This window comes from Microbacterium sp. HD4P20 (genome assembly GCF_019449275.2).
Classification (GTDB): Bacteria; Actinomycetota; Actinomycetes; order Actinomycetales; family Microbacteriaceae; genus Microbacterium.
The window spans coordinates 41,715-65,551 of the sequence record NZ_JAHZQZ020000016.1 but is presented as its reverse complement, the minus strand read 5'-3'; the positions used below and the strand labels follow the sequence as shown (position 1 = coordinate 65,551).

At 69.1% G+C, this 23,837-nt stretch carries 26 protein-coding genes; 20 read left to right on the top strand and 6 right to left on the bottom strand.

Going from position 1 to position 23,837, the window contains the following annotated elements:
• Positions 1 to 97: 97 nt before the first annotated feature.
• Together K0817_RS12050 and K0817_RS12045 are read left to right on the top strand one after the other, a co-directional pair.
• Complete coding sequence (locus K0817_RS12050; protein WP_219981762.1) at positions 98 to 1,138, top strand: aldo/keto reductase; 1,041 nt, start codon at positions 98 to 100, stop codon at positions 1,136 to 1,138.
• Between the two features lie 108 nt (positions 1,139 to 1,246).
• Positions 1,247 to 1,849, top strand: coding sequence for a histidine phosphatase family protein (locus tag K0817_RS12045; RefSeq protein ID WP_219981761.1), 603 nt, complete (start codon positions 1,247 to 1,249; stop codon positions 1,847 to 1,849).
• Positions 1,850 to 1,855: 6 nt separating this feature from the next.
• Here K0817_RS12045 and K0817_RS12040 read toward each other — a convergent pair whose 3' ends face one another.
• Entirely contained in the window at positions 1,856 to 2,359 is a 504-nt protein-coding gene (locus K0817_RS12040) for a GNAT family N-acetyltransferase (protein ID WP_219981760.1), read from the bottom strand.
• Positions 2,360 to 2,422: 63 nt separating this feature from the next.
• On the opposite strand from K0817_RS12040, the gene dapB reads away from it, so the two are divergent.
• Entirely contained in the window at positions 2,423 to 3,241 is an 819-nt protein-coding gene (gene dapB / locus K0817_RS12035; RefSeq protein WP_219981759.1) for a 4-hydroxy-tetrahydrodipicolinate reductase, read from the top strand.
• Complete coding sequence (locus K0817_RS12030) at positions 3,238 to 3,687, top strand: hypothetical protein (RefSeq protein ID WP_219981758.1); 450 nt, start codon at positions 3,238 to 3,240, stop codon at positions 3,685 to 3,687. The genes dapB and K0817_RS12030 overlap by 4 nt, the downstream gene beginning before the upstream one ends.
• A gap of 36 nt (positions 3,688 to 3,723) precedes the next feature.
• On the opposite strand, the gene K0817_RS12025 is transcribed toward K0817_RS12030, so the two are convergent.
• The 4 genes from K0817_RS12025 to K0817_RS12010 all read right to left on the bottom strand — a co-directional run bounded on the left by K0817_RS12025 (position 3,724) and on the right by K0817_RS12010 (position 6,195).
• Complete coding sequence (locus K0817_RS12025; RefSeq protein WP_219981757.1) at positions 3,724 to 4,647, bottom strand: TIGR01777 family oxidoreductase; 924 nt, start codon at positions 4,645 to 4,647, stop codon at positions 3,724 to 3,726.
• The gene (locus K0817_RS12020) at positions 4,640 to 5,065 is read right to left on the bottom strand and encodes an OsmC family peroxiredoxin (protein ID WP_219981756.1); all 426 of its coding nucleotides are present in this window, start codon (positions 5,063 to 5,065) and stop codon (positions 4,640 to 4,642) included. Before K0817_RS12020 ends, K0817_RS12025 begins: the two co-directional genes overlap by 8 nt.
• Positions 5,066 to 5,171: 106 nt before the next feature.
• Positions 5,172 to 5,765: a DUF4395 domain-containing protein gene (locus K0817_RS12015; RefSeq protein ID WP_219981755.1), complete on the bottom strand. Its 594-nt coding sequence runs from the start codon at positions 5,763 to 5,765 to the stop codon at positions 5,172 to 5,174.
• Entirely contained in the window at positions 5,758 to 6,195 is a 438-nt protein-coding gene (locus K0817_RS12010; RefSeq protein ID WP_219981754.1) for a thioredoxin family protein, read from the bottom strand. The genes K0817_RS12015 and K0817_RS12010 overlap by 8 nt, the downstream gene beginning before the upstream one ends.
• Before the next feature lie 106 nt (positions 6,196 to 6,301).
• Between K0817_RS12010 and K0817_RS12005 the strand changes: the two genes are divergently transcribed.
• The 15 genes from K0817_RS12005 (at position 6,302) to K0817_RS11935 (ending at position 21,088) form a co-directional block, all read left to right on the top strand.
• Positions 6,302 to 7,111 (top strand): thymidylate synthase, encoded by an 810-nt coding sequence (locus tag K0817_RS12005; protein ID WP_219981753.1) that lies wholly within the window; start codon positions 6,302 to 6,304, stop codon positions 7,109 to 7,111.
• Entirely contained in the window at positions 7,108 to 7,617 is a 510-nt protein-coding gene (locus K0817_RS12000; RefSeq protein WP_219981752.1) for a dihydrofolate reductase, read from the top strand. Before K0817_RS12005 ends, K0817_RS12000 begins: the two co-directional genes overlap by 4 nt.
• Positions 7,618 to 7,627: 10 nt before the next feature.
• Entirely contained in the window at positions 7,628 to 8,392 is a 765-nt protein-coding gene (locus K0817_RS11995) for an SDR family oxidoreductase (RefSeq protein ID WP_219981751.1), read from the top strand.
• 43 nt (positions 8,393 to 8,435) lie between these two features.
• Positions 8,436 to 9,413, top strand: coding sequence for a 4-hydroxy-tetrahydrodipicolinate synthase (dapA, locus tag K0817_RS11990; RefSeq protein WP_219981750.1), 978 nt, complete (start codon positions 8,436 to 8,438; stop codon positions 9,411 to 9,413).
• 75 nt (positions 9,414 to 9,488) lie between these two features.
• On the top strand, positions 9,489 to 11,165 hold the full coding sequence (locus K0817_RS11985) for a ribonuclease J (protein WP_219981749.1): 1,677 nt from the start codon (positions 9,489 to 9,491) through the stop codon (positions 11,163 to 11,165).
• A gap of 200 nt (positions 11,166 to 11,365) precedes the next feature.
• Positions 11,366 to 14,098, top strand: a complete 2,733-nt coding sequence (locus K0817_RS11980) for a DNA translocase FtsK (RefSeq protein WP_219981748.1) — start codon at positions 11,366 to 11,368, stop codon at positions 14,096 to 14,098.
• Positions 14,099 to 14,144: 46 nt separating this feature from the next.
• Complete coding sequence (pgsA, locus tag K0817_RS11975; RefSeq protein WP_219981747.1) at positions 14,145 to 14,714, top strand: CDP-diacylglycerol--glycerol-3-phosphate 3-phosphatidyltransferase; 570 nt, start codon at positions 14,145 to 14,147, stop codon at positions 14,712 to 14,714.
• A complete protein-coding gene (locus K0817_RS11970; RefSeq protein ID WP_253735350.1) occupies positions 14,711 to 15,211 on the top strand; it encodes a CinA family protein in 501 nt (166 codons plus the stop codon). The genes pgsA and K0817_RS11970 overlap by 4 nt, the downstream gene beginning before the upstream one ends.
• A 159-nt stretch (positions 15,212 to 15,370) precedes the next feature.
• Positions 15,371 to 15,679 (top strand): helix-turn-helix domain-containing protein, encoded by a 309-nt coding sequence (locus K0817_RS11965; protein ID WP_168912172.1) that lies wholly within the window; start codon positions 15,371 to 15,373, stop codon positions 15,677 to 15,679.
• A 45-nt stretch (positions 15,680 to 15,724) separates the two neighbouring features.
• Positions 15,725 to 15,949 (top strand): DUF3046 domain-containing protein, encoded by a 225-nt coding sequence (locus K0817_RS11960; protein WP_219981745.1) that lies wholly within the window; start codon positions 15,725 to 15,727, stop codon positions 15,947 to 15,949.
• A 254-nt stretch (positions 15,950 to 16,203) separates the two neighbouring features.
• Positions 16,204 to 17,259, top strand: coding sequence for a recombinase RecA (gene recA / locus K0817_RS11955; protein WP_219981744.1), 1,056 nt, complete (start codon positions 16,204 to 16,206; stop codon positions 17,257 to 17,259).
• A gap of 22 nt (positions 17,260 to 17,281) precedes the next feature.
• The gene (locus tag K0817_RS18720) at positions 17,282 to 18,025 is read left to right on the top strand and encodes a regulatory protein RecX (RefSeq protein ID WP_253735349.1); all 744 of its coding nucleotides are present in this window, start codon (positions 17,282 to 17,284) and stop codon (positions 18,023 to 18,025) included.
• A 60-nt stretch (positions 18,026 to 18,085) separates the two neighbouring features.
• The gene (miaB, locus tag K0817_RS11945) at positions 18,086 to 19,633 is read left to right on the top strand and encodes a tRNA (N6-isopentenyl adenosine(37)-C2)-methylthiotransferase MiaB (protein WP_219981742.1); all 1,548 of its coding nucleotides are present in this window, start codon (positions 18,086 to 18,088) and stop codon (positions 19,631 to 19,633) included.
• 142 nt (positions 19,634 to 19,775) lie between these two features.
• On the top strand, positions 19,776 to 20,669 hold the full coding sequence (gene miaA / locus K0817_RS11940; protein ID WP_219981978.1) for a tRNA (adenosine(37)-N6)-dimethylallyltransferase MiaA: 894 nt from the start codon (positions 19,776 to 19,778) through the stop codon (positions 20,667 to 20,669).
• Positions 20,666 to 21,088: a GNAT family acetyltransferase gene (locus K0817_RS11935; RefSeq protein WP_219981741.1), complete on the top strand. Its 423-nt coding sequence runs from the start codon at positions 20,666 to 20,668 to the stop codon at positions 21,086 to 21,088. Before miaA ends, K0817_RS11935 begins: the two co-directional genes overlap by 4 nt.
• Positions 21,089 to 21,243: 155 nt before the next feature.
• On the opposite strand, the gene K0817_RS11930 is transcribed toward K0817_RS11935, so the two are convergent.
• Positions 21,244 to 22,839, bottom strand: coding sequence for a cytochrome b N-terminal domain-containing protein (locus K0817_RS11930; RefSeq protein WP_219981740.1), 1,596 nt, complete (start codon positions 22,837 to 22,839; stop codon positions 21,244 to 21,246).
• Between the two features lie 103 nt (positions 22,840 to 22,942).
• Between K0817_RS11930 and dapF the strand changes: the two genes are divergently transcribed.
• Positions 22,943 to 23,830 (top strand): diaminopimelate epimerase, encoded by an 888-nt coding sequence (gene dapF, locus K0817_RS11925; protein WP_219981739.1) that lies wholly within the window; start codon positions 22,943 to 22,945, stop codon positions 23,828 to 23,830.
• Positions 23,831 to 23,837: the final 7 nt, after the last annotated feature.

The window sequence follows — 23,837 nt, the reverse complement described above, 5'->3', positions numbered from 1 at the left end:
CGGCTGTCTGGACTGCCTTACCCTCGAAGTACGCGCCGGGGGGTGCGGAAACAGCGATCACGGCGACTCCACCGGGGTTTTCGTGAGGGGGTGGCACATGGCTTACTTCGGTGTTGACTCGACGCTACCCCCGACGAGCCCGGATGCCGCAGCCCCTCCCGCGCCGGGAGTGCACCCGTCCGCCCCGATTCCCGTTCAGGGCCCATCGGTGGGCAGCAACGTCCGCGTGCCGCTCGGAGAGAGCGGCGCGGCAGTCTTCCCGCTGATCCTCGGCGGAGCCGAGTTCGGCTGGAACGTCGACCTGGAGTCGAGCCACGCGATCCTCGACGCGTACGCCGAGCTGGGCGGGAACACCGTCCATACGTCCGACAGTTTCTCGGGCGGTCGCAGCGAGCACATCATCGGGCAGTGGCTGCACTCGCGCGGTCTGCGGGACGACGTCGTCCTGGTGGTGCGGGTGGGCGGGCACGCCGACAACCCCGGGCTGGGCCCGGTGAATCTGATCCGCTCGGTCGAGGCATCGCTCACGCGCCTGCGGACCGAGCGCATCGACGTGCTCTCGCTCGACGCCTCCACCGACTCCGCGACCGCACTGGAAGACACGCTGGCCACGGCGGAGTGGCTGGTCGAATCGGGCAAAGTCGGGGCGATCGGCGCGATGGGCTACACGGCCGCGCAGCTGGTCGAGGCCCGCATCCTGGCCTCTGCGGGCTACCCTCGCATCACCGTCCTCGACGTTCCGTTCAACGTGCTGCGCCGCCACGAGTTCGATGCCGACCTGCGGCTGGTCGCGGGCGCACAGGGCATGGCCGTGACGCCGTCCCATGCGCTCGAGCACGGCTTCCTCGCCGGGCGCCAGCGCACGCGCCCGCGTGGCTCGCTGTCGGTGCGCGGCGCCCAGCTGGCTGCGAACCTCAACCGCCGCGGCAGCCGAACGCTCCGCGCGCTGGACACCGTCGGAACCGAGCTCGGCGTGCCGGATGCAGCGGTCGCCGTGGCCTGGCTGCTGTCGCAGAAGCTCGTGACGGCCCCGATCGTCAACGCCTACGCGCCGGAGCACGTCGAGGAGCTCGTGCAGGGCGTGGGAATACGGCTCAGCCGGGCACAGCTGTCCGACATCGCGCGCGCGTCGGAATAGGGCGCGGCGCGCCGAAGTCTCCACATGCCCCGGAGAGCCATCCGTCGGTGACGTAGGGTGGAAATCGGTGCCCCGTCGGGGCACGCAACCCCCGACGAAGTGAGCTGCGTGACGCACTACATCTACCTCGTGCGGCATGGCGAGCATCAGAACGCCGAGCACGGACTGGTCGACGGCCCCCTTTCACCGCGAGGCCGGCGTCAAGCATCGCTCCTGGCGGACCGCCTTTCGGGCGTGCCGTTCGATGCCGTGTGGCATTCGCCGCTCGAGCGTGCCAGCGAGACGGCGCGCGCGGTCTCGGAGCGGATGCCGTCGCTCGCCCCGGAGCCTTCCGCGCTGCTGTTCGACTGCGTGCCGACCGGCATGACGGAAGAGACGCCCTCGGTCTTCGAGCCGTTCTTCGGCTCCGTGACCGAGGCCGAGGTCGAGGCGGGCCGAGCGCAGATGTCCGACGCGGTGAGCGAGTTCCTGGTGCGAAAACGCGGCGAGGTGCACGAACTCGTGATCACCCACAACTTCGTCATCGCGTGGTTCGTGCGCGAGGTGCTGCAGGCGCCCGAGTGGCGATGGATGACCCTGAATCAGGCGCACTGCGGGCTGACCGTCATCGCGCAGAAGCAGAGCCGACCCTGGACCATCCTTTCCCACAACGACATGTCCCACCTCCCGGTCGAACTGCGCACCGGGCTTCCTGAGGTCTATCCCGTCTGAGATCGGCTAGGGCAGGGCCTGGTCCGTGCGGCCCTCGCCGAGGACCTTGCCGTACCACCGCGACGCGTTGGGATTGTCGTTGTAGCGCGGGATGGCCGCGAAGCCGGTCCGTGCGTAGAGGGCGGCTGCGGCTTCGAGCGAGTGGTGGGTGTCGAGCACGAGTTCCCGTGCGCCCAGCCCACGTGCGCGGGATTCGAGCTCACGCATCAGCAGGCGGCTCCAGCCGCGTCCGCGCGTCCGCGGCCGCAGATAGAGGTGCTTCACCTCGTAGCGGGTGCCGTGGGCTCCCGGCGAGAGCAGACGGATGCCGCCGCAGCCCGCCGGCGCGCCCTCGTCGTCGTCGAGCACGATGAACACACCCGCGGGGGGTTCGAATGCGGCCGGATCGGGGAATGTCGTCCGATATGACACGTCGAGTTCGGCGAAGCCTTCGGTGCGATCGCGGAAGTACTCCGCAAGGAGCTCGTGGGCGTCGGCGGCGTCGACGGGGGAGGGGCGCAGGGTCACCACACCTCCAGCGTAGACGCGGTCACCCGCCAGGCTCGTCGCGCGTGCCCGCCTAGGATGGTGGCCATGACGACGCGCGTGGCCATCGTGGGCGGAACCGGCAAGCTCGGCGGAATCATCCGCGACGTGGTGGCGGCAGAATCGGGATTCGAGGTGTCGGCCGTGCTGTCTTCGAGCTCCCCGTTGTCGGAGCTGGCCGGTGCGGATCTGGTGGTCGACGCGTCGACTCCGGCGGTGTCGATCGACGTGGTGCGCGCGGCCATCGAACAGGGGACCAGCGTGCTGGTGGGCACGTCGGGCTGGTCGGCCGAGCGCATCGCCCTCATCCGCCCGCTCGCCGACGCCGCCGGCGTCGGCGCGGTCTTCATCCCCAATTTCTCCCTGGGCTCCGTGCTCGGATCGGCGCTGGCCGCGGCGGCGGCGCCGTTCTTCCCCTCGATCGAGATCGTCGAGGCACACCGCGAGACGAAGATCGACTCGCCGAGTGGCACCGCCGTCCGAACCGCCGAGCTCATCGCGGCGGCGCGCGAAGCCGTCGGGCCGGTCGAGTCCCCGCACGTCGATCAGCGCGCCCGCGGTCAGCAGGTGGCGAGCGTGCCCATTCACTCGCTGCGGCGGCCGGGCGTCGTGGCTCGGCAAGAGACAATTCTGTCCGGCGCCGGCGAGTCACTGACGATCGCGCACGACACCGTGGATCCCGCGCTCGCCTATGCCCCCGGCATCCGTCTCGCCCTGCGCGCCGCCCGCGACGCGCAGGGCGTCGTCGTCGGCCTCGACAGCCTGATCGACATCGGTATCGGCCGGGCCGCGGCGACACCGGCGCCTCAGTCGCCCGTCGACGAGGGAGGCGTGCCGGGTCAGGTCGCCCGGACGACGGGCGCATGAGCGCACGCATCGGCGTCGCCGTCATGGCGGTGCTGCTGACGCTGTACATCGTGCTCGTCGGACAGCGGGCGTGGCTGCTGCTGATCAGCGGCGATCCCGTCGGGATCGCTCTGGGGGTCGCGCTGGTGGTGCTGCCCCTCGTTGCGGCATGGGCGCTGGCGCGCGAGCTGTGGTTCGGCGTCCGGGCGCAGCAGGTCGGCCGCAGGCTCGAGGCCGAGGGTGCGCTGCCGCAAGACGAGGTGACCCTGCGTCCGAGCGGTCGTGTCGCACGCGCCGACGGGGATGCCCTGTTCCCGGCGTATCGCGCGGACGTCGAGGCCAATCCGGGCGACTGGCGCGCCTGGTATCGCCTCGGGCTCGCGTACGACGCGGCCGGCGATCGGCGGCGCGCCCGTGAGGCCGTACGCAGCGCGATCCGCCTGGAGGCCGCCGACCGCACGCGCTGACGCGGGTTCGTAGGCTCGTCCGACGCGAGATCCGGGTCAGGAGGCCGCGGGCACGGCCGCGTCGACGGCTGCCTCGATCGTGGGGTGCGTGAACGCGAAGCCAGTGGTCCGCAGGACCTCGGGCACGACGTTCATATCAGGGGTCAGGAGCGCCTCGGTCGCGTCGCGGCCGAGAACCAGTTTCATGCCCCACTCGGGCGCCCTCAGCAGGAACGGCCGGTTCATCCGCACCGCGAGAGCGAACCCCAGATCGTTCGCCGTGGCGCGCGTCGGTCCGCTGAGATTCACCGGTCCGTCCAGCCGGGCATCGATCACATGGCGGATCGCACGAACCTCGTCCTGGAGCGAGATCCACGGCCAAGCCTGCGTGCCGCGGCCGATCGGACCGCTCAGTCCCGCCTTCGTCAGCAGCAGGAGCGGGGCCAGCACTCCGTGGCGATGGACCACCGGCGCGGTGCGCAGCAGCGCAATCGGTGCGTGATCGCCGGCCGCGAGGGCAGCGCCCTCCCATTCTCCGCACAGGTCGGCGAGGAAGGTCTCGCCGCGGCGTGCGCGCTCGGTAAGCCGCGCGCCCGGCGCCGTGCCGTAGTAGCCGACCGCCGAGGCCGAGACGAAGGCAGGGGCATCCGTCCCGAGGTGCCGGATGGCGCGAGCGAGGGCTTGCGTCGGCGTGATGCGTGACCACAGCAGGGTGTTCTTGTACGCCGGGGTCCATGGGAAGCGACCGATGCTGGCGCCATTGAGCCCTACCACTGCGGAGGCGCCGTCCAGCACCGCCGGATCGAGCGGACGGTCGTCGGCGAGCCATTCGACCTCGTCCGGCGCCGTGGCCGGCCGACGCACCAGCGTGGTCACCCGGAGGCCGTCGGATCGCAGGCTGTCGACGAGCGCGCTGCCGATCAGACCGGATGCCCCCGCCACGACGATGCGGCGGGCGGCAGCCGATGCGGGTTCAGGCAAGCGTCGCCTCGAGGGTGATCTCGATGCCCGCGAGCGCCTGCGAGACGGGGCATCCGGTCTTCGCGCCCTGCGCGATGCGCTCGAAGTCCTCGGGCTCCAGACCCGGGACGACGGCGTTGACGTTGAGGTGGCTGCCGGTGATGCCGGTGCCCGGCTTGAACGTCACCGACGCCGTGGTGTCGATGGACTCGGGGGGTGTGCCGTTCTGCGCGAGAGCACCCGACAGCGCCATGCAGAAGCACGACGCGTGGGCAGCGGCGATGAGCTCTTCCGGCGTGGTCACCGATGTGGAGCCCTCGCTTCGTGCCTTCCAGTTGACATCGAACGTGCCCAGGCCCGACGACACGAACGTCACCTCGCCGGATCCGTCGGCAAGTGCGCCCTTCCAGGCGGTGGTGGCTTCGCTCGTGACGGTCATGGGGGCCTCCTCGATCGTGGCGGCGCCCGACTGCCGGGCGCTTCGCGGTCAGCCTAATCGCGACGGATGCCCCGGCGCGACGGGTTGACGGCGTTCCGAGTGCGCGTCACGCCGAGCGAGGTCGCGCACGACCGACGAGGCCGGCCCGCTGCAGCAGGAGGTAGAGCTGGCAGCCCAGGCACAATCCGAAGACGGCGTTGAGAAACGCCGCCACGAACGCGGCAGCGGCCGCGATCGTGAGCGCCCAGGGGACTCCGGCCATATGCAGGACGAGTCCGATCGCCGCCACGAAGAGTCCGACGCCTTGGGCGAAGCGCGGCGGACGCGGATCCTCGAGCTCGGTCGGAGGAGCGAGGCGCGGTGCGACGACCTTGCGGTACAGCGCGCCCCACGGCGCCGTGCGCGGGGAGAGGAGGCCCCACAGGAAGAGCAGGGCGGCCACGAGCAGGAGCAGGAACGCGGGGTCGAGGATCCGCTGCGCGAGCGATGAGTACGTGATCGCCCAAGGGCTGCCGTCTGTCGGGTATCCCACCATGCTCGGCGAGGTCGTGTACCACCCGAAGTCCGGCACTCGTGCGGTCGAGAGCCCCGTGAGACCGAGGAAGACCACGACCAGGAGCAGCAGTGACGTGATGGCGGCGGCGAACCGGGGCCCCCGCGGATCGATGCCCCGGCGAGCGGATGCAACGGGGTCAGACATTCACGTTCTCGGCGGTGAGGCGCTTCAGCTCCAGCTCGAGCACCTCGCGGCTCGGGACGCCCCCGAGTCGGGTCTGGACGACGCCGTGGCGATCGAGCACGAGGGTGGTCGGCGTCTGGAGCACATGGAAGTGCTTGGCGATGTCCGGGCGGTGCGTCAGGTCCACGTCGAGGTGGCGTACGCCGGTGTGGTCGTCGGCGATCGTCGAGAGCGTGCGATGCACGCCGGGGCAGCGTGCGCACATCTCGGTGCTGAACTGCAGGAGCGTCGCCGTCTCGCCGAGCGCGTCGGCACCCAGCCGGTGCGGTTCCACGACTTCGTGCGCGATGTCGCGGCGAGGCCGGGACTGGCTCCAGTTCAGGAAGACGCCGAGGGCCACCGTCGCCGCGAGGAGAACGGCGAGGGCGATCAGAGCACCGACCAGGGTCACAGCAGATCAGGCTAACCCCTTTGCTGAGTGAAATGGGCCGTTGGCGCAAGATGACATCCCGTGGCGGCTGACCCCGCGCGCCCCCGGCGCGGGTATCGTGGCAGCCGTGACGACGCCGATCCCGACCCCGTACGAGGACCTGCTGCGCGACGTGCTCGAGCACGGCACCCATAAGTCGGACCGCACCGGCACCGGAACGACGAGCGCGTTCGGGCGTCAGATCCGCTTCGATCTTTCGCAGGGCTTCCCGCTGATCACGACCAAGCGCGTGCACTTCAAGTCCATCGCCTATGAGCTGCTGTGGTTCCTCCGCGGCGAGTCGAACGTGCGGTGGCTGCAAGAGAACGGCGTCACGATCTGGGACGAATGGGCCGACGCCGAGGGCGAACTGGGCCCGGTGTACGGCGTGCAGTGGCGGTCGTGGCCGACCCCGTCGGGCGAGCAGATCGACCAGATCTCGCAGGTGCTCGACCAGATCCGCTCCAACCCGGACTCGCGTCGCCTGATCGTGTCGGCCTGGAACCCCGCCGACATCCCCGACATGGCGCTGGCACCGTGCCACGCCCTGTTCCAGTTCTACGTCGCGGACGGCAGGCTGTCGTGCCAGCTGTACCAGCGCAGCGCCGACCTCTTCCTCGGGGTTCCCTTCAACATCGCCTCGTACGCGCTGCTGACGCTCATGATCGCGCAGCAGGCCGGTCTCGAGCCGGGCGACTTCGTGTGGACGGGCGGCGACTGCCACATCTACGACAACCACCTCAAACAGGTGCGTGAGCAGCTGACACGCGAGCCGTACCCGTATCCCACGCTGAGCATCGCCGGCAAGCCGGACTCGATCTTCGACTACACGTACGAGGACTTCGTCGTCGAGGACTACCAGCACCATCCGGCGATCCGCGGCGCCGTCGCCGTATGACCGCGCCGGTAGGGATGATCTGGGCCGAGGCATCCGGCGGCGTCATCGGCGCCCACGGCGGCATGCCGTGGCACGTTCCCGAAGACATGGCCCATTTCAAGGCCGTCACGATGGGGGCTCCCGTGCTGATGGGCCGGCGGACCTGGGAGTCGTTCCCCGATCGCTTTCGGCCGCTGCCCGGTCGACGCAACATCGTCGTGACGCGTCAGGAGGACTGGACGGATGCCGGCGCCGAGCGCGCCGGCTCCCTCCAGGCGGCGCTCGCCACGGCGGACGCCGATGGTCCCGAGCGCATCTGGATCATCGGCGGGGGCCAGCTCTATCGCGAGGCGATCAGCGTGGCCGACCGCCTGGAGGTGACCGAGCTGGACCTCGAGGTCGACGGTGACACGCACGCGCCATCGCGAGACGGCTGGCAGGCTGTGCGCAGCGATCCGGCGCGGGGCTGGCACACCTCGAGCTCTGGCATCCGGTATCGCTTCCTCACCCTGGAACGTCCGGCCTAGGCTGGCGCCCATGGCGAAGACGGCACTCATCACCGGCGCGAGTTCGGGACTCGGTGCCGAATACGCGCGGCAGCTGGCGGCGAAGGGCGCGCACCTCGTGCTCGTGGCACGCGACCGCGCCGCGCTCGACGAACTGGCCAAAGGCCTGCGGGCGACGTACGGCGTCGAGGTCGAGGTTCTCGCGGCCGATCTGCTCAATGCACGGCAGCGGGCGAAGATCGAGGAGCGCGTCGCCGATTCCGCACGGCCGATCGAGGTGCTCGTCAACAACGCCGGATTCGGATTGCCGCTGTCCTTCGAGACCAATGACATCGACGACGAGGTCGCTCACCTGCGCCTGCACGTCGAGGTGCCGATGCGGCTCGCGCACGCGGCGCTGGGCGCCATGCTCGCCCGTGGGCACGGTCGCATCCTGAATCTCGCCTCGGTGGCGGCCTTCATTCCCCGCTCGACATACGGTGCATCGAAGGGATGGCTGGTCAGCTTCAGTCGCTGGGCGAACGGCCGCTACGCGCCGCGAGGCGTGACCGTGACCGCCGTCTGCCCCGGCTATACGCACACACATTTCCACGAGCGCATGGGACTGCCGCCTGGTCAGGAGGGCATCCCCGACGCGCTGTGGCTGGACGCCCGGGACGTCGTCGCGGCCTCCCTGCGCGACGCCGCGCGAGGAGCATCCGTATCGATCCCCACCCTGCGTTACAAGGCCCTGGTCGCCCTCGCGAGGTTCGCGCCCCCGTCGGTCGCCGCCCGGCTCGGTGAGCGCGGCAGGTGAGCAGCGGGCGGCGAGGGCGGCGGCAGCCCGATACCCTGAAGGCATGACGCATACGGGCAATCCCTTCGGACAGGTGCTCGTCGCCCTCATCACCCCGATGGCGGCCGACGGCGAGGTGGACTGGCCCGCCGTCGAGAAGCACATCGACGATGTCGTGACCGCAGGAGCGGACGGCGTCGTCGTCACCGGCACCACCGGCGAAACGTCGACATTGACCGATGCCGAGAAGATCCGGCTGGTCGAGGTCGGCAAGGACGTCGCAGCCGGCCGCGCCAAGATCATCACGGGTGGCGGCTCGAACGAGACCGCCCACGCGATCGAGCTCTACAAAGCCAGTGAGAAGGTCGGCGCCGACGGCATCATGATCGTCACGCCGTACTACAACAAGCCCACGCAGGCCGGGATCCTCACCCACTTCCGCCTGGTGGCGGATGCCACCGATCTGCCGGTGATCCTGTACGACATCCCGGGCCGCACCGGCGTGCCCATCCAGTACGAGACGATCCTGCGACTGGCCAAGCATCCGAACATCCTCGCCATCAAGGACGCCAAGGGCGACTTCAGCGAGGTGAGCCGCGTGCTCAACCAGACCGATCTGATGTATTTCTCCGGCGACGACGCCAACATCCTGCCGCACCTGGCCATCGGCGCCACCGGCCTGATCGGCGTCACCGCGAACATCGCTGCGCAGCCGTACCGGGTGATCGTCGATGCGGTCAACCGCGGCGACTTGAAGGCGGCGACGGCCGCGCACAAGCAGCTCGAGCCGCTGGTGCGTGCGGTCATGACGCACGTTCCGGGCACGGTGTCGGCGAAGTACATCCTGCACGGCCTCGGGCGGATCTCCAGCCCGCGGGTGCGCCTGCCGCTGGTCGGCCCCGAGGAGTGGGAGGCCGCCAAGATCGAGGACGAGCTCGCTCTCGTCAGCGACGTGCCCGGCGCCGACTTCTCCAACTTCCGCCCCGACCGCAACGCCGCCGCGGGTGGCGCGCTGCCGAAGGTCTCGGGCACGACCAGATGACCACGCCGTCGCGCCCGGATCGGGACGACAGCGTGGGTGAATGAACGGATGCCCGGCATCCGAGGGAGGCTGACAATGCCCACGACCCCCTACGACCCTCCCGAGCTCGAAGCGGGGACCCTCCGGGTCGTCCCGCTCGGCGGGCTCGGCGAGGTGGGCCGCAACATGACGTTGTTCGAGTACGGCGGCAAGTTGCTGATCGTCGACTGCGGCGTGCTGTTCCCCGAGGAGCACCAGCCCGGTGTCGACCTCATCCTGCCGGACTTCGAGCCGATCAAGGGTCGCCTCGACGACATCGTCGGGGTGGTGCTGACCCACGGGCACGAAGACCATATCGGTGCCGTTCCCTACCTGCTCAAGCTCAAGAGCGACATCCCGATCATCGGCTCCGGCCTGACGCTCGCCCTCATCGAGGCGAAGCTCAAAGAACACCGCATCAAGCCGTACAGCCTCACCGTCACGGAGGGTCAGCGCGAGAACCTCGGTCCGTTCGAACTCGAGTTCGTCGCGGTCAACCACTCCATCCCCGACGCGCTCGCCATCGCGATCCGCACGCCCGCGGGCCTGGTTGTGACGACGGGCGACTTCAAGATGGATCAGCTGCCGCTGGACGGGCGGCTGACGGATCTGCGCGCGTTCGCTCGCCTCGGTGAGGAAGGGGTCGACCTGTTCCTCGTCGACTCCACGAACGCAGACGTGCCCGGTTTCACGCCCCTCGAGCGTTCGATCGGTCCCGTGCTGGATCAGGTCATCGGCAAGGCGCCCCGCCGCGTGATCGTCGCCAGCTTCTCCAGCCACGTCCATCGTGTTCAGCAGGTGCTGGATGCCGCGGCGGCGCATGGCCGCCGTGTCGCGCTGCTCGGTCGAAGCATGCTGCGCAACATGACCATCGCCGAAGACCTGGGCTATCTGCATGTGCCCGAAGGCGTGCTGATCGACTACAAGAAGGCGCGCGACCTTCCCGAGAACGAGATCGTCTACATGTCGACCGGCTCGCAGGGCGAGCCGATGGCCGTGCTCAGCCGGATGGCCAACCTCGACCACGCCATCGAGCCCGGTCCCGGCGACACCGTGATCCTCGCCTCGAGCCTCATCCCGGGTAATGAGAATGCCGTCTACCGGGTCATCGACGGGCTGACCAAGCTCGGCGCGAACGTCGTGCACAAGGGCAACGCGAAGGTGCACGTGTCAGGCCACGCGGCGGCGGGCGAGCTGCTGTACTGCTACAACATCGTCAAGCCCCGCAACGTGCTGCCCGTGCACGGCGAATACCGCCATCTCATGGCGAATGCCCGTCTGGCACAGGACACCGGGATCGACCCGGAGCGCACGATCCTCGCCGAGAACGGCACTGTCGTCGACCTCCGGGCCGGCGATGCCACGGTGGTGGGCCAGCTTGATCTGGGCTTCGTGTACGTGGACGGCTCGACCGTCGGCGAGATCACGGACGCCGACCTCAAGGATCGCCGCATCCTTGGCGAGGAGGGCTTCATCTCGGTGATCGTCGTCGTCGACGCCTCGACCGGCAAGATCATCTCGGGCCCCGAGATCCACGCGCGCGGTTTCGCCGAGGACGACGCCGTGTTCGAAGCGGTCAAGCCGAAGATCGCCGCCGCGCTCGCTGAGGCGGCCCAGTCCGGCGTCCGCGACTCGCACGCGCTGTCGCAGGTGGTGCGCCGGACGATCGGGCGCTGGGTGAACCAGTCGCTCCGCCGCCGTCCGATGATCATCCCGCTCGTGATCGAGGCGTAGCCGAGATCACCACGGGCGGAGTATCGAGGCGTAGCCGAGATCACCACGGGCGGAGTATCGAGGCGTAGCCGAGATCACCATGGGCGGAGTATCGAGGCGTAGCCGAGATCACCACGGGCGGAGTATCGAGGCGTAGCGGAGGCCGCCGAAGCGCCGCGCGCTTGCGGGCGAATGTCGGCTCGGCGGCTTAACGTGGAGGAATGGCCAGGAGCACCAGCCCGACCAAGGGATCGCGCGCGTCTTCGGGCGCGTCCAGCGCGTCGAGCGCTTCGTCTTCGCGCGCGCGCAAGCCGGCACCGGCGCCCAAGCGGTACGTCGGCGAGACAGACAAGCCGCCCCTCGCCGCGCGTGCCTGGCTCGGCCTCGCGCACGCGACGGGCGGGCTCTTCCGCGCATTCGGGCCCGAGACGCTCGAGAAGGAGCAGCGTCGCGACGGCTTCCCCTTCCTCCTGGTGCTGCTGGCGATCGCGGGGGCCGTCAACGAGTGGTTCTTCATCGGCAACGAGGTCGCCAAGACGATCAGTGCGTATTCGGTCGGCATGCTGCTCGGCCGCGAGGCGTTCGTGCTCCCCGTGCTGCTTCTCATGCTCGCGGGCTGGATGTTCCGTCATCCCTCGTCGGTGCACGACAACGGACGCGTCGGCATCGGCTTCGGACTGCTGATCGTCACGATCGCGGGCTTCTGCCATGTCGCCGGCGGGCGGCCCCAGCCGAACGAGGGGCTGCCGGCGCTGAGCGAGGCGGGCGGACTCTTCGGATGGATGCTGGGCGAGCCCCTGGCGATGCTGCTGACCGATGTGGGCGCCTACATCGTGCTGTCGCTGCTGGCCGTGCTCGGCATCCTGATCATCACCAAGACGCCTCCGAACCGCATCGGCAGTCGCCTCGGAGATCTGTACGCGTGGATGTTCGACGCGGAGCCCCGGCCCGAGAAGACGGCATCCGAGAAGACCGCGGCTGATTCGTCGGCCACCGATGACGACGAGGACGCAGACCCTTCGCTCCCGTGGTGGCGTCGCAACAAGACCGGTCGCGAGAGGGACCCCGAGGACGGCATCGACTCGCAGGACCTCACGACGCTCCTTCCTCCTGGGCCGCCGCAGGGCGGCTTCGACCAAGCCATCGCGCCACTCGTCCCGCCGCCGCCGGCCGACGCCCTCACCGAGGTCATCGACCCGTCCGTCCTGTCCGCCGCCAAGGCGGCGACCTCCTCGTCGCGGACGTCGCTGCGCGACGACTCCGACACGGGACCGGTCGACGACGGCGTCCTGCCGGGGCTTGACGGCATCGGCTCGCAGGAGTCCTACGATTCGCCGTCGGCGCCCTACCGCCTTCCCTCGGTGAATGCGCTGGCCGCGGGAACGCCGCACGTCGCGCGCTCCCAGGCCAACGACGACACCGTGCGCGCGATCACCAGCGTGCTCGACCAGTTCTCGGTCGACGCCCGCGTGACGGGCTTCTCACGCGGCCCGACGGTCACGCAGTACGAGATATCGCTCGGACCGGGCGTTAAGGTCGAGCGCATCACGGCGCTCACGAACAACATCGCCTATGCCGTCGCCTCGAACGAGGTTCGCATCCTCGCGCCGATCCCCGGCAAGAGCGCGATCGGCGTCGAGATTCCCAACGCCGACCGTGAGATCGTGACGCTGGGGGATGTGCTCCGCTCGGCCAATGCGACCAACTCGACGCATCCGATGACGATCGGCGTCGGCAAGGACGTCGGCGGCGGCTACGTCGTGGCCAATCTTGCGAAGATGCCGCACCTTCTCGTCGCCGGCTCGACGGGCTCCGGAAAGTCGAGCTTCGTCAACTCGATGATCACGAGTCTGCTCATGAAGGCCAAGCCGGCGGACGTGCGCATGGTGCTCATCGACCCCAAGCGAGTCGAGCTCACGTCGTACGCCGGCGTGCCGCACCTCATCACCCCCATCATCACGAACCCGAAAAAGGCCGCCGAGGCGCTGCAGTGGGTCGTGAAGGAGATGGACATGAGGTACGACGACCTCGCGTCCTTCGGCTTCCGTCACATCGACGACTTCAACAAGGCCGTCGTCGCCGGCCAGATCACCCTGCCGCCCGGCAGTGAGCGCGTCCTCAAGCCGTACCCGTACCTCCTCGTCGTCGTCGACGAGCTCGCGGATCTCATGATGGTGGCCCCGCGTGACGTCGAGGACTCGATCGTGCGCATCACTCAGCTCGCCCGGGCCAGTGGCATCCATCTCGTGCTCGCCACGCAGCGTCCGTCGGTCGATGTCGTCACGGGTCTCATCAAGGCCAACGTGCCCTCGCGGCTCGCCTTCGCCGTGACGAGCGTCACCGATTCACGCGTCATCCTCGACCAGCCGGGCGCCGACCGCCTCATCGGACAGGGTGATGGTCTCTTCCTTCCCATGGGCGCGTCCAAGGCGATCCGCGTGCAGGGCGCGTGGGTGAGCGAGCAAGAGATCGAGACCGTGGTCAAGCACGTCACCGCGCAGGCGCGGCCGGAGTACCGCTCCGACGTGCAGGCGGCCGTGGAGAAGAAAGAAGTCGACGCCGATATCGGAGACGACCTCGAGCTGCTTCTGGCCGCGGCGGAGCAGATCGTCTCGACGCAGTTCGGCTCGACGTCGATGCTGCAGCGCAAGCTCCGCGTCGGCTTCGCCAAGGCCGGCCGACTCATGGATCTGCTCGAGTCGCGTGAGATCGTGGGCCCGTCCGAGGGCTCGAAGGCACGAGACGTCCTGGTGCGGCCCGATCAGCTTTCCGAGGTGCTGGCACGGCTGCGCGGTGAGGATCCGCCCAGTGCGGCAGCCCCGCCCGCGCCGGTGGGTGGTGCGGCCGATGACCGATACGGAACGGACGCCGTCGCCTCGCAGTTCGATGGCCATCCGACCGTGGAGGGCGAGGACGGCTCGGAGGATGCCTGGGGCCTGACCGGACGGGATTGACGTCGCCGCGCCGATGAGGTCGATGCAGCGCCGATAGGGTCGACGCATGGCGATTCCGCGGCAGCTCCCGAACGCGATCACGATCGTGCGCATTCTGTGCGCACCGGTCTTCCTGTGGATGCTGCTGGCCGATGACGGCGCGGATGGGGCGCTGCGCTGGTGGGCGGCGGCGCTGTTCATCGTAGCGATCGCCACGGACGGACTCGACGGCTATCTGGCCCGCCGGCATGACATCGTCACCGATCTCGGCAAGCTTCTGGACCCGATCGCCGACAAGGTGCTGACGGGGCTCGCTTTCGTCGGGCTGTCGATCCTCGCAGAGCTGCCGTGGTGGATCACGATCGTCGTGCTCGTGCGCGAGATCGGCATCACCGTCTACCGCTTCGCCGTGGTGAGCGACCACGTGCTGGCCGCGGCGTGGATGGGCAAGCTCAAGACGGTCGCGCAGGCCGTCGCGCTCGCGCTCGCGCTGCTGCCGTTGTGGACGATCGTTGGCGACTGGATCTGGTGGGTCAACGGGGTCGCCATGGCGATCGCGGTGATCCTGACGATCGCCAGCGGGATCGACTACATCGTCAGCGAGGTGCGCGGCGCCCGGCGGAGGGCCGCAGGTTGACCTCCGACGTGACGGCGCAGCATGCGCCGCCCTTCCGTCGCCCTGCCGAAGAAGTGCTCGGTGCGCTGGCTCGCCGAGGTTGGACCGTCGCTGTGGCCGAATCGCTCACCGGCGGCCTCGTGACCTCCGCGCTCGTCGATGTGCCTGGGGCTTCGGCATCGGTGCGCGGGGGAGTCGTCGCGTACTCGGCGGAGGTCAAGCGTGACGTTCTCGGCGTCGAGGCGGACCGCCTGTCGACGGCGGGCGCCGTCGACGCGGCGGTGGCGAGGCAGATGGCCGAAGGCGTGCGCAGGATTATGCGCGCCGACGTCGGGATCGCCACCACCGGTGTCGCAGGACCCGAGCCGCAGGACGGGCAGCCCGTGGGCACCGTCTGGATCGCGGTCGTGACGCCGTCCGGCGAGTCGACGATCCGTCACGCGTTCGAGGGGGACCGCCCGGCGATCCGTCGCCAGACCGTCGATGCGGTCCTCGCCGAGACGATCCGGCAATTGTGACCGACACTTTCGGTCGGGCGGAATACGCCGTGTTGCGTGTCGGTTACATTCGGCGATTCCCACCCATCGCACAGCCGGCAGGGTTAGATTGGCTTTATCCGGTGCGGTACTGTTGTCCACCCGGACAGCGGCGGAATCAGAAGTGAGGAGGGGACCCCGATGATCCTGGTACGTCAAGAGATCGGCGAAGTTCTTCGTGATTTCCGCCAGCAGAAGGGTCGTACCCTCCGCCAGGTGGCGAGCCGTGCGAGTGTCGCGCTGGGTTACCTGAGCGAGGTGGAGCGCGGACAGAAGGAAGCCTCGAGCGAGATCCTCGCCTCGGTGGCAGAGGCGCTGGATGTTCCCATCTCGACCATCATGCGTGAGGTCGGAGACCGCATCTCGGTCATGGAGGGCCTGCAGCCCTTCCCCGACGTTGTTCCCGACGACCTGGTCGCCTCGGTCGACGCCGAGCTGTCGCTCCGCTGAGCGCGCCCCAGTAGGTCCGGCAGGCGTCAGGAGACGGGTACCGCGTTGCGTCGCAGTGAGTTCGATCGAGCCGTCGCAGATGAGTTCCACGGTCGCGCCAGCGCGGTGGTGACCGACCTCGTCCTGTCGCAGGTCGGCGGCCGTACGGCCGCCGAGGCGATCGAAGTCGGCGTTCCTCCTCGTGATGTGTGGTCTGCCATCTGCGAAGAGCTCGATGTGCCGGCGGAACGGCGTTACGGCGTGGGACGCCTCGAACCCCGCGCTCGCTGAAGGATGTGCTCGGGGCGCTGCCGCTTCGCGGCGTGTCGCTCGAACGAGTGTTCGAGACCCGCATAGGCTCCTCCACAACGGGAGTCGAGGACGTGTCTGTCCACGGGTCGGGGAGGAGCACCACCGGATGTCGGAGCCCTTCCCTAACGTGAGCAACGTCGAACGACACCTCACGCCTTGTCGCAGCATCCGTCCCGTCCGGGGTGGAGCGCGACAGCCTACAGGCGACGGAACACGAGTAGAAAGAGCACGCCATGCCCTCAGCAGTTGACCGCGAGAAGGCCCTCGAGTCGGCCCTCGCCCAGATCGACCGGCAGTTCGGAAAGGGCTCGGTCATGCGGCTGGGCAGCGATGACCGCGCCCCCGTCGAGGTCGTCCCCACCGGTTCCATCGCCCTCGACGTCGCCCTCGGCATCGGTGGACTGCCGCGCGGACGCATCATCGAGATCTACGGACCGGAGTCGTCGGGTAAGACGACGCTGACCCTCCACGCGATCGCCAACGCGCAGCGCGCGGGCGGCATCGCAGCGTTCATCGACGCCGAGCACGCGCTCGATCCCGACTACGCGCAGAAGCTGGGCGTCGACATCGATGCCCTGCTGGTGTCGCAGCCCGACACCGGTGAGCAGGCGCTCGAAATCGCGGACATGCTCGTGCGGTCCGGGGCGATCGACCTCGTGGTCATCGACTCCGTCGCCGCCCTCGTGCCGAAGGCCGAGATCGAGGGCGAGATGGGCGACTCGCACGTGGGTCTGCAGGCGCGCCTCATGTCGCAGGCGCTGCGCAAGCTCACGGGTGGTCTCAACCAGACCAACACCACCATGATCTTCATCAACCAGTTGCGCGAGAAGATCGGCGTGTTCTTCGGATCGCCCGAAACCACCGCGGGTGGCAAGGCGCTCAAGTTCTACGCGTCGGTCCGTCTCGACATCCGTCGTATCGAGACGCTCAAGGACGGCACCGACGCGGTCGGCAACCGGACGCGCGTCAAGGTCGTCAAGAACAAGATGGCCCCGCCGTTCAAGCAGGCCGAGTTCGACATTCTCTACGGCGTCGGCATCTCCCGCGAAGGCAGCCTCATCGACTTCGGCGTGGAACACGGCATCGTGAAGAAGTCGGGAGCGTGGTACACGTACGACGGCGAGCAGCTGGGTCAGGGCAAAGAGAACGCGCGCAACTTCCTGATCAAGAACGCGGATGTCGCGGCCGACATCGAGTCGAAGATCAAGGTGAAGCTGGGCATCGGCGTGCCGAAGGGCGAGGCCGCCGCTCCCGTGGACGACGAGCTCGCAGCGCGCCGTCCGGCGTGACGACGCGGCCAGCCCGGACATCGTGGACAGCGTGAACGGGGGTGGGTCTGACGACCGACTCGCCCCCGTCATCCCCCTCTTCGGCGCTCGTACAGCGACCGGTGAAGCGGCAGACGACCGCACCGGCGACGACGTCGCCAACCGCGTCGAACTTCCCGGGGATGAGCGCGGGCTGCGTGAGGCGGAGGCCTCAGCGGTCTGGCACTCGAGCTGGACCGATCTTGAGGATCAGCAGCGTGCCGCCGAGCATGAGCGCGAGACCGACGACGCCGCAGCGATCGAGCGCAACATCGCAGAGAAATCCCTGCTGAAGAAGCTCCGCACCAGATCGCTGTCGGTGCGCGAAGCCCGTGCCGTCCTTGCTGAGCGCGAGCTCGACGGCGACGCCATCGATGGGGTGCTGGATGGGTTCCTCCGCCGCGGCTATCTCGACGACGCCGCCCTCGCCGAGCAGCTCATCCACGCGGGTGTCGACCGCAAGGGCCAAGGGCGGCAGGTCATCGCGCAGACGCTCGCCAAGCGCGGCGTTCCTCGAGAGGTCGCCGATGCGGCGCTCGCGGCGCTGCCCGACGACGATCTCGACCGGGCGCTCGAGTTCGCGCGCGCGAAGATCCGCTCGCTGCGTGATGTCGACCGTGACACTGCGCTGCGCCGGCTCATGGGACAGCTGTCGAGACGTGGCTACCCGGGATCGGTGGCGATGACCGCTGCACGCCAAGCGCTCGACGAGCAGAGTCCTGGCCACTCCGGGGTGCGATTCCGGTGAGCAGTTGACCCTCGGCACCGCGCCATAGCCGCGCAGGCGGCTCGTACAATGGCTGACATCATGACTTCACCCTCCGCCACCCCGACTCTCATCGCACCGTCCGCGGCCGCGCGCGGCGTCGACGGTCATGTGCGCACCTACGAGGTGCGCACGTTCGGCTGCCAGATGAACGTCCACGACTCCGAGCGACTCTCGGGTTCCCTCGAGAGCGCCGGCTACCTCCGCGCCGAGGCGGGCGAAGAGGCCGACATCGTCGTGATCAACACGTGCGCGGTGCGCGACAACGCCGCAGGCAAGCTCTACGGCACTCTGGGCCACCTGAAGTCACGCAAAGACAAGCACGAGGGCATGCAGATCGCGGTCGGCGGGTGCCTCGCGCAGATGGACAAGGAAGCCGTCCTCGACAAGGCGCCGTGGGTCGATGTCGTCTTCGGCACGCACAACATGGGCTCGCTCCCGAGCCTGCTCGAGCGGGCCCGGCACAACGGCGAAGCCGAGCTCGAGATCCTCGAGTCGCTCGAGATCTTCCCCTCGACCCTGCCCACCAAGCGCGAGAGCGTCCACAGCGGATGGGTGTCGATCTCTGTCGGCTGCAACAACACCTGCACGTTCTGCATCGTGCCGAGCCTGCGCGGCAAAGAGAAGGACCGCCGTCCCGGCGACATCCTGAATGAGATTCGTCTGCTCGTCGAGGACGGCGCGATGGAGGTCACGCTGCTCGGCCAGAATGTGAACTCGTACGGCGTCGAGTTCGGCGATCGTCAGGCCTTCGGCAAGTTGCTGCGCGCAGCCGGCGAGATTCCCGGGCTGGAGCGCATCCGTTTCACCAGTCCCCATCCGGCGGCCTTCACCGATGACGTGATCGACGCGATGGCCGAGACTCCGGCGGTCATGCCGCAGCTGCACATGCCCCTGCAGTCGGGCAGCGACCGCGTCCTCAAGGCGATGCGGCGTTCGTACCGCAGCGAGAAGTTCCTCGGAATACTCGATCGTGTCCGAGCCAAGATGCCGCACGCCGCGATCTCGACCGACATCATCGTCGGCTTCCCGGGCGAGACCGACGAGGACTTCGAAGACACGATGCGCGTCGTCGAGCAGGCTCGCTTCGCGACGGCGTTCACGTTCCAGTACTCGATCCGCGAAGGCACTCCGGCGGCGACCATGCCCGACCAGGTGCCCAAAGAGGTCGTCCAGCAGCGTTATGAACGTCTGCTCGCGCTGCAGGAGCGCATCTCGCTGGAGGAGAACCAGAAGCAAGTGGGCCGCGAGCTGCAGGTTCTCGTCTCGACGGGCGAGGGTAAGAAGGATGCCGCGACCCACCGCCTCACCGGACGCGCCGAAGACAACCGGCTCGTCCACTTCGAAGTGCCGGACGCTTCGCCCGTCCCGCGTCCGGGCGATGTCGTGTCGGTCGTGGTGACGCACGCCGCACCGTTCCACCTCCTCGCCGACGCGCCCGAGGGTGCGTCACTGCGCATTCGCCGCACGCGGTCGGGCGATGCCTGGGACCGCTCGCAGGCGGAGTCGTGCGCGGTTCCGGCGTCATCCGGCGCTGGTACAGCGCGCGCGGTGTCACTCGGCCTGCCCAGCCTGCGCGTCGGCGTGTGAAGGCAATCGGTCGTTGAGCGAGGAGCGCAGCGACGAGACGAGACGCCTCGAGTCACTCGTCGAGCCGCGCGAGAAGCGCTTCGCCTCGCCTCACCCGGGCACCAGCCCGGGTGAATCCGGCCCGCGCCGGCGGCTCTGGGCGATCGTCGGTGCCACTGGCACCGGCAAGACCGGGTTGTCGCTCGACCTCGCCGAAGCGCTTGCCCGACGTGGGCGCTCCGCCGAGATCGTCAACGCCGATGCGATGCAGCTGTACCGCGGCATGGATATCGGAACCGCCAAGCTGCCCGAGACCGAGCGCCGCGGCATCCGTCATCATCTCTTCGACGTGCTCGAGGTCACCGAAGACGCGGCCGTCGCGTGGTATCAGGATGCCGCGCGCACCGCGGTCGCGCAGATACATGCGCGGGGCGCGGACGCGATCCTGGTGGGCGGCTCGGGGCTGTATGTCTCGAGCGTGCTGTTCGACTTCCGTTTTCCGCCGCGCGACGCGCAGGTGCGCTCACGACTGGAGGCGCAACTGGACGCGGAAGGTCCCGGCGCCCTGTTCGCACGACTGCGTGAGCTCGACGCCGCGACTGCGGAGAAGATCGACCCGCGCAACGGGCGGCGGATCGTGCGCGCTCTCGAGGTGCTGGAACTCGGGGAACGCACCCACGGTGCGGCTCTTCCCCCGCAGCCGCTCCGCTGGCAGGAGGCGACGACGATCGTCGGTGTCGGACTGCCGCGCGATCAGCTGGTCCCTCGGCTGGACCGACGCGTCGAGGACATGTGGCGCGAAGGGCTCATCGACGAGGTTCGCCACCTGCGCGAACGTGGTCTCGAACGCGGCGTCACGGCGCGTCGAGCGATCGGCTACGCGCAGGCGCTGGCGCAATTGCGTGACGAGATGACCGAGGCCGAGGCGATCGCCGAGACGCAGGCGCTCACCCGCCGCTACGCCCGGCGTCAGGTGTCGTGGTTCAAGCGGTACGACGGCGTTCATTGGACCGAAGCGGGGCAGGACGCGGCGACCCTGGCAGACTCGTGGGCATGACCGTCGAGATCCGCACCTTCACCGTGGCCGACACGGACGCCGTCGTCTCGCTCTGGCAGGAGACCGGACTGACCCGTCCGTGGAACAACCCCTACCAGGACATCAACCGCAAGCTCACCGTGCAGCCTGAGCTGTTCCTGGTCGCCACCGCCGACGAGACCGTCGTCGGGTCGGTGATGGCGGGGTACGACGGCCATCGTGGGTGGCTGTACTACCTCGCGAGCGACCCGGCTCGCCGGGGGCAGGGGATCGGGCGCCGACTGGTCGATGCGGCGGAGGAGCGGCTGCTGGCGATGGGATGCCCGAAGGTGCAGCTGATGGTGCGGCCGGAGAACAATCTGGCCCAGGGCTTCTACGACGCCCTGGGTTACGAGACGTTCCAGACCTGGGCAACCGGCAAGCGCCTCATCGCCGACTGACAGGCATCCGCCCGCGCAGTGCGGCAATGTCAGCCGAGGTCTCCCTGGGGGTCGCGGACTTCGCGCGCCTCGACCTTCTCCAACAGGCCCAGCCCCTGAAGGAGGACACGCAGGGCGCGCGACGTCCTCATCGTCGAGCACATCAGCTACGACTGCTACGAACCCCTCTCACTCTGAGGCCCGCGTCCCGGCGGCCCCGCGACTGCGCGAGGGGTATCGCCGGCCACCGCCGGACGCGTCGTCGCGATCCCGCGGGCGCGGCGGCGAGTCGGTTCGGGCAGGGCCAGGCGAGCCCGCTGCGTCTCGTCGAGCGGCTGGTGCACCTCGACGTACTCGCCGCCGGGCGACCGGACGATGCGGCCGGTCTCGAAGCCGTGATCGAGCAGGTCGCGGTCTTTGCGCTGTAGCCCCAGGCACACACGCTGGGCGACCGTGTACCCGATCAACGGGCCGATGACGAGTGCCGCCTGCAGCGTTCCGATGACGCCCTCGATGCTGAGCGAGAACGCGGTGGCGATGACGTCGGCCCCGCCCGCGGCCCACAGCATGCCGGCGAAGATCAGACCGGCCACGCCGATGCCGGTGCGTGTCGCCGCCGCCCGCGGCCGGTCGAGCAGGTGGTGTTCGCGCCGGTCGCCGGTCACCCATTCCTCGAGAAACGGGTAGGCGGCGACGACGGCGAAGAAGAGGCCGATCACGGCCAGCGGCGCGAGGATCGCGAGCGTCCACGTGCGACCGAGCCACACGATCTCCCATCCAGGTGGCACGAGGCGCAGCGCGCCGTCGAGGAAGCCGGTGTACCAGTCCGGCTGACTGCCCGCCCCGGCGTTACCGGGGTCGCCGGGCCCGTACAGCCACACCGGACTCACCACGACGGTCGCCGAGATGAGCACGAGCAGCGCGGTGACGAGGAGGAACAGCCCGCCGCCGCGGACCGCTGCGGTGGGCAGGAGCGGGATCCCCACGATGTTCTGTTCGGTGCGTCCGCGACCCGGAAACTGCGGCGGCCCGTGGCGCCACGCCAGGACGGCCCGATAGACGACAAGGACGATCAAGGCGCCCGTGAAGACGACGATGTGCAGGGGATACAGGTTCTCAATGATCCGTCCGGGGAAAGAGCCTCCGAAGAGCAGCGAGGCCATCCACGTGCCGACGACGGGAATGCCGAGCACGATGCCTTCGACGATGCGCAGCCCCGTCCCCGAGAGCATGTCGTCGGGGAGCGCGTAGCCGCTCCACCCACCGCCGAGGGCCGCGAAGAACACCAGGACCAGGAGCAGCCACATCCCGCGTCGCGGGCGGCGGAATGCTCCCGTGAAGAACGTCGTCACCAACTGCAGGACGATCGCGGCGGGCAGGAGCAACGCCGCCCAGTGGTGCGCCTGACGGATGAGTCGGCCGCCGGGGACGTCCAAGGTGATGAGCATCGTCGAGGCGTATGCCTTCGAGACCGTCGCGCCGTGGAGCGGCTCATACGATCCGGTGTAGGTCGTTGGCTGGCTCGACGGCACGTAGAACACCATGAGCCATATCCCGGTGATCACGATCACCGCGACGCAGGCGACGGTGACGACGCCGAACAGGTTGGTCCAGTGACTCGGTACCCGCCGCTGCCGCAGTCGGTCCCAGGCGTCGACGACGCGGTGCCCGAAGAGCCTCGTGTTGCCGATCCGTTCGGCAAGGCGATCGGTGACCGAGCGGGAACGTTCGTCGTCAGCCTTCGGCCTGACGGGGTTTGCGATGCTGCGCATGACAGTCTCCTCGTGGGTTCACACATACGACACCGCCCCCGGGACGGATGTGACAGACGACGCATCGCGGACGGGCTTCGCGGCCCGCCTTTAGACTGGATGCATGCCGCAGACCGTCTCGTTCACGAAAGGTCACGGCACAGGCAACGACTTCGTGATCGTGCCCGACCCCGACGGCTCCCTCGAGCTCTCCGACGATCAGGTCGCCGTGCTGTGCGATCGCCGATTCGGCATCGGGGCCGACGGCATCCTGCGCGTGGTGCGCACGAACGCGATCGACGAAGGCGTCGAGCTGGCGGCGTCCGCGTCTTCATCCGGCCCCGTGGAATGGTTCATGGACTACCGCAACGCCGACGGGTCGGCGGCCGAGATGTGCGGGAACGGGATCCGCGTCTTCGCGCGCTATCTCGCCGAGGTCGGCTGGGCCCCACTCGATGACGGCCCACTGCGTATCGGCACCCGCGCGGGTGTCAAGACCGTCACCCGGAGCGAGCTGGGTCTCGAGGTCGACCTCGGCCCGTGGCGCGTGGAGGACGCCGATGTGCTCGTACGGGCTCGGGGGATCGGCGCGCCGCGGCCGGGCCTGGGGATCGACGTCGGCAATCCGCACGTCGTCGTCGCGCTGCCCGACACGCGAGAGCTCGACGGTCTCGACCTGGCGTCGCAGCCGCAGCTGCACCCCGAGCCGGCGAACGGTGCGAACGTGGAGTTCGTCGTGCCCGCCGACCCGCTCGTGCGGGACGGCGTCGGCGCGATCCGTATGCGGGTCTTCGAACGGGGCGTCGGTGAGACGCTCAGCTGTGGCACCGGCGTGGCCGCCGCCGCCCTGGCCGTGCGGCACTGGGCGGGGCCCGCCGCACCGGATCAGTGGACCGTCGACGTGCCGGGCGGGACGCTGGGCGTGCGGATGCCGGAGGTGGACGGCGAGCGCCACGTGCTGCTGTCGGGGCCGGCGACCCTGGTCTACTCGGGCGAGGTCACGCTCGCCTGAGTGGCGC

What these genes read in the sequence shown, in the direction of transcription:
- K0817_RS12000 (WP_219981752.1), top strand. Translation starts at nt 7,108, where the DNA reads ATGACCGCGCCGGTAGGGATGATCTGGGCCGAGGCATCCGGCGGCGTC.
- pgsA (WP_219981747.1), top strand. Translation starts at nt 14,145, where the DNA reads ATGGCGATTCCGCGGCAGCTCCCGAACGCGATCACGATCGTGCGCATT.
- K0817_RS11995 (WP_219981751.1), top strand. Translation starts at nt 7,628, where the DNA reads ATGGCGAAGACGGCACTCATCACCGGCGCGAGTTCGGGACTCGGTGCC.
- K0817_RS12015 (WP_219981755.1), bottom strand. Translation starts at nt 5,765, where the DNA reads ATGTCTGACCCCGTTGCATCCGCTCGCCGGGGCATCGATCCGCGGGGG.
- K0817_RS11965 (WP_168912172.1), top strand. Translation starts at nt 15,371, where the DNA reads ATGATCCTGGTACGTCAAGAGATCGGCGAAGTTCTTCGTGATTTCCGC.
- dapA (WP_219981750.1), top strand. Translation starts at nt 8,436, where the DNA reads ATGACGCATACGGGCAATCCCTTCGGACAGGTGCTCGTCGCCCTCATC.
- K0817_RS11980 (WP_219981748.1), top strand. Translation starts at nt 11,366, where the DNA reads ATGGCCAGGAGCACCAGCCCGACCAAGGGATCGCGCGCGTCTTCGGGC.
- K0817_RS11985 (WP_219981749.1), top strand. Translation starts at nt 9,489, where the DNA reads ATGCCCACGACCCCCTACGACCCTCCCGAGCTCGAAGCGGGGACCCTC.
- recA (WP_219981744.1), top strand. Translation starts at nt 16,204, where the DNA reads ATGCCCTCAGCAGTTGACCGCGAGAAGGCCCTCGAGTCGGCCCTCGCC.
- K0817_RS11935 (WP_219981741.1), top strand. Translation starts at nt 20,666, where the DNA reads ATGACCGTCGAGATCCGCACCTTCACCGTGGCCGACACGGACGCCGTC.
- dapB (WP_219981759.1), top strand. Translation starts at nt 2,423, where the DNA reads ATGACGACGCGCGTGGCCATCGTGGGCGGAACCGGCAAGCTCGGCGGA.
- dapF (WP_219981739.1), top strand. Translation starts at nt 22,943, where the DNA reads ATGCCGCAGACCGTCTCGTTCACGAAAGGTCACGGCACAGGCAACGAC.
- K0817_RS12020 (WP_219981756.1), bottom strand. Translation starts at nt 5,065, where the DNA reads ATGACCGTCACGAGCGAAGCCACCACCGCCTGGAAGGGCGCACTTGCC.
- K0817_RS12030 (WP_219981758.1), top strand. Translation starts at nt 3,238, where the DNA reads ATGAGCGCACGCATCGGCGTCGCCGTCATGGCGGTGCTGCTGACGCTG.
- K0817_RS11930 (WP_219981740.1), bottom strand. Translation starts at nt 22,839, where the DNA reads ATGCGCAGCATCGCAAACCCCGTCAGGCCGAAGGCTGACGACGAACGT.
- K0817_RS12050 (WP_219981762.1), top strand. Translation starts at nt 98, where the DNA reads ATGGCTTACTTCGGTGTTGACTCGACGCTACCCCCGACGAGCCCGGAT.
- miaB (WP_219981742.1), top strand. Translation starts at nt 18,086, where the DNA reads ATGACTTCACCCTCCGCCACCCCGACTCTCATCGCACCGTCCGCGGCC.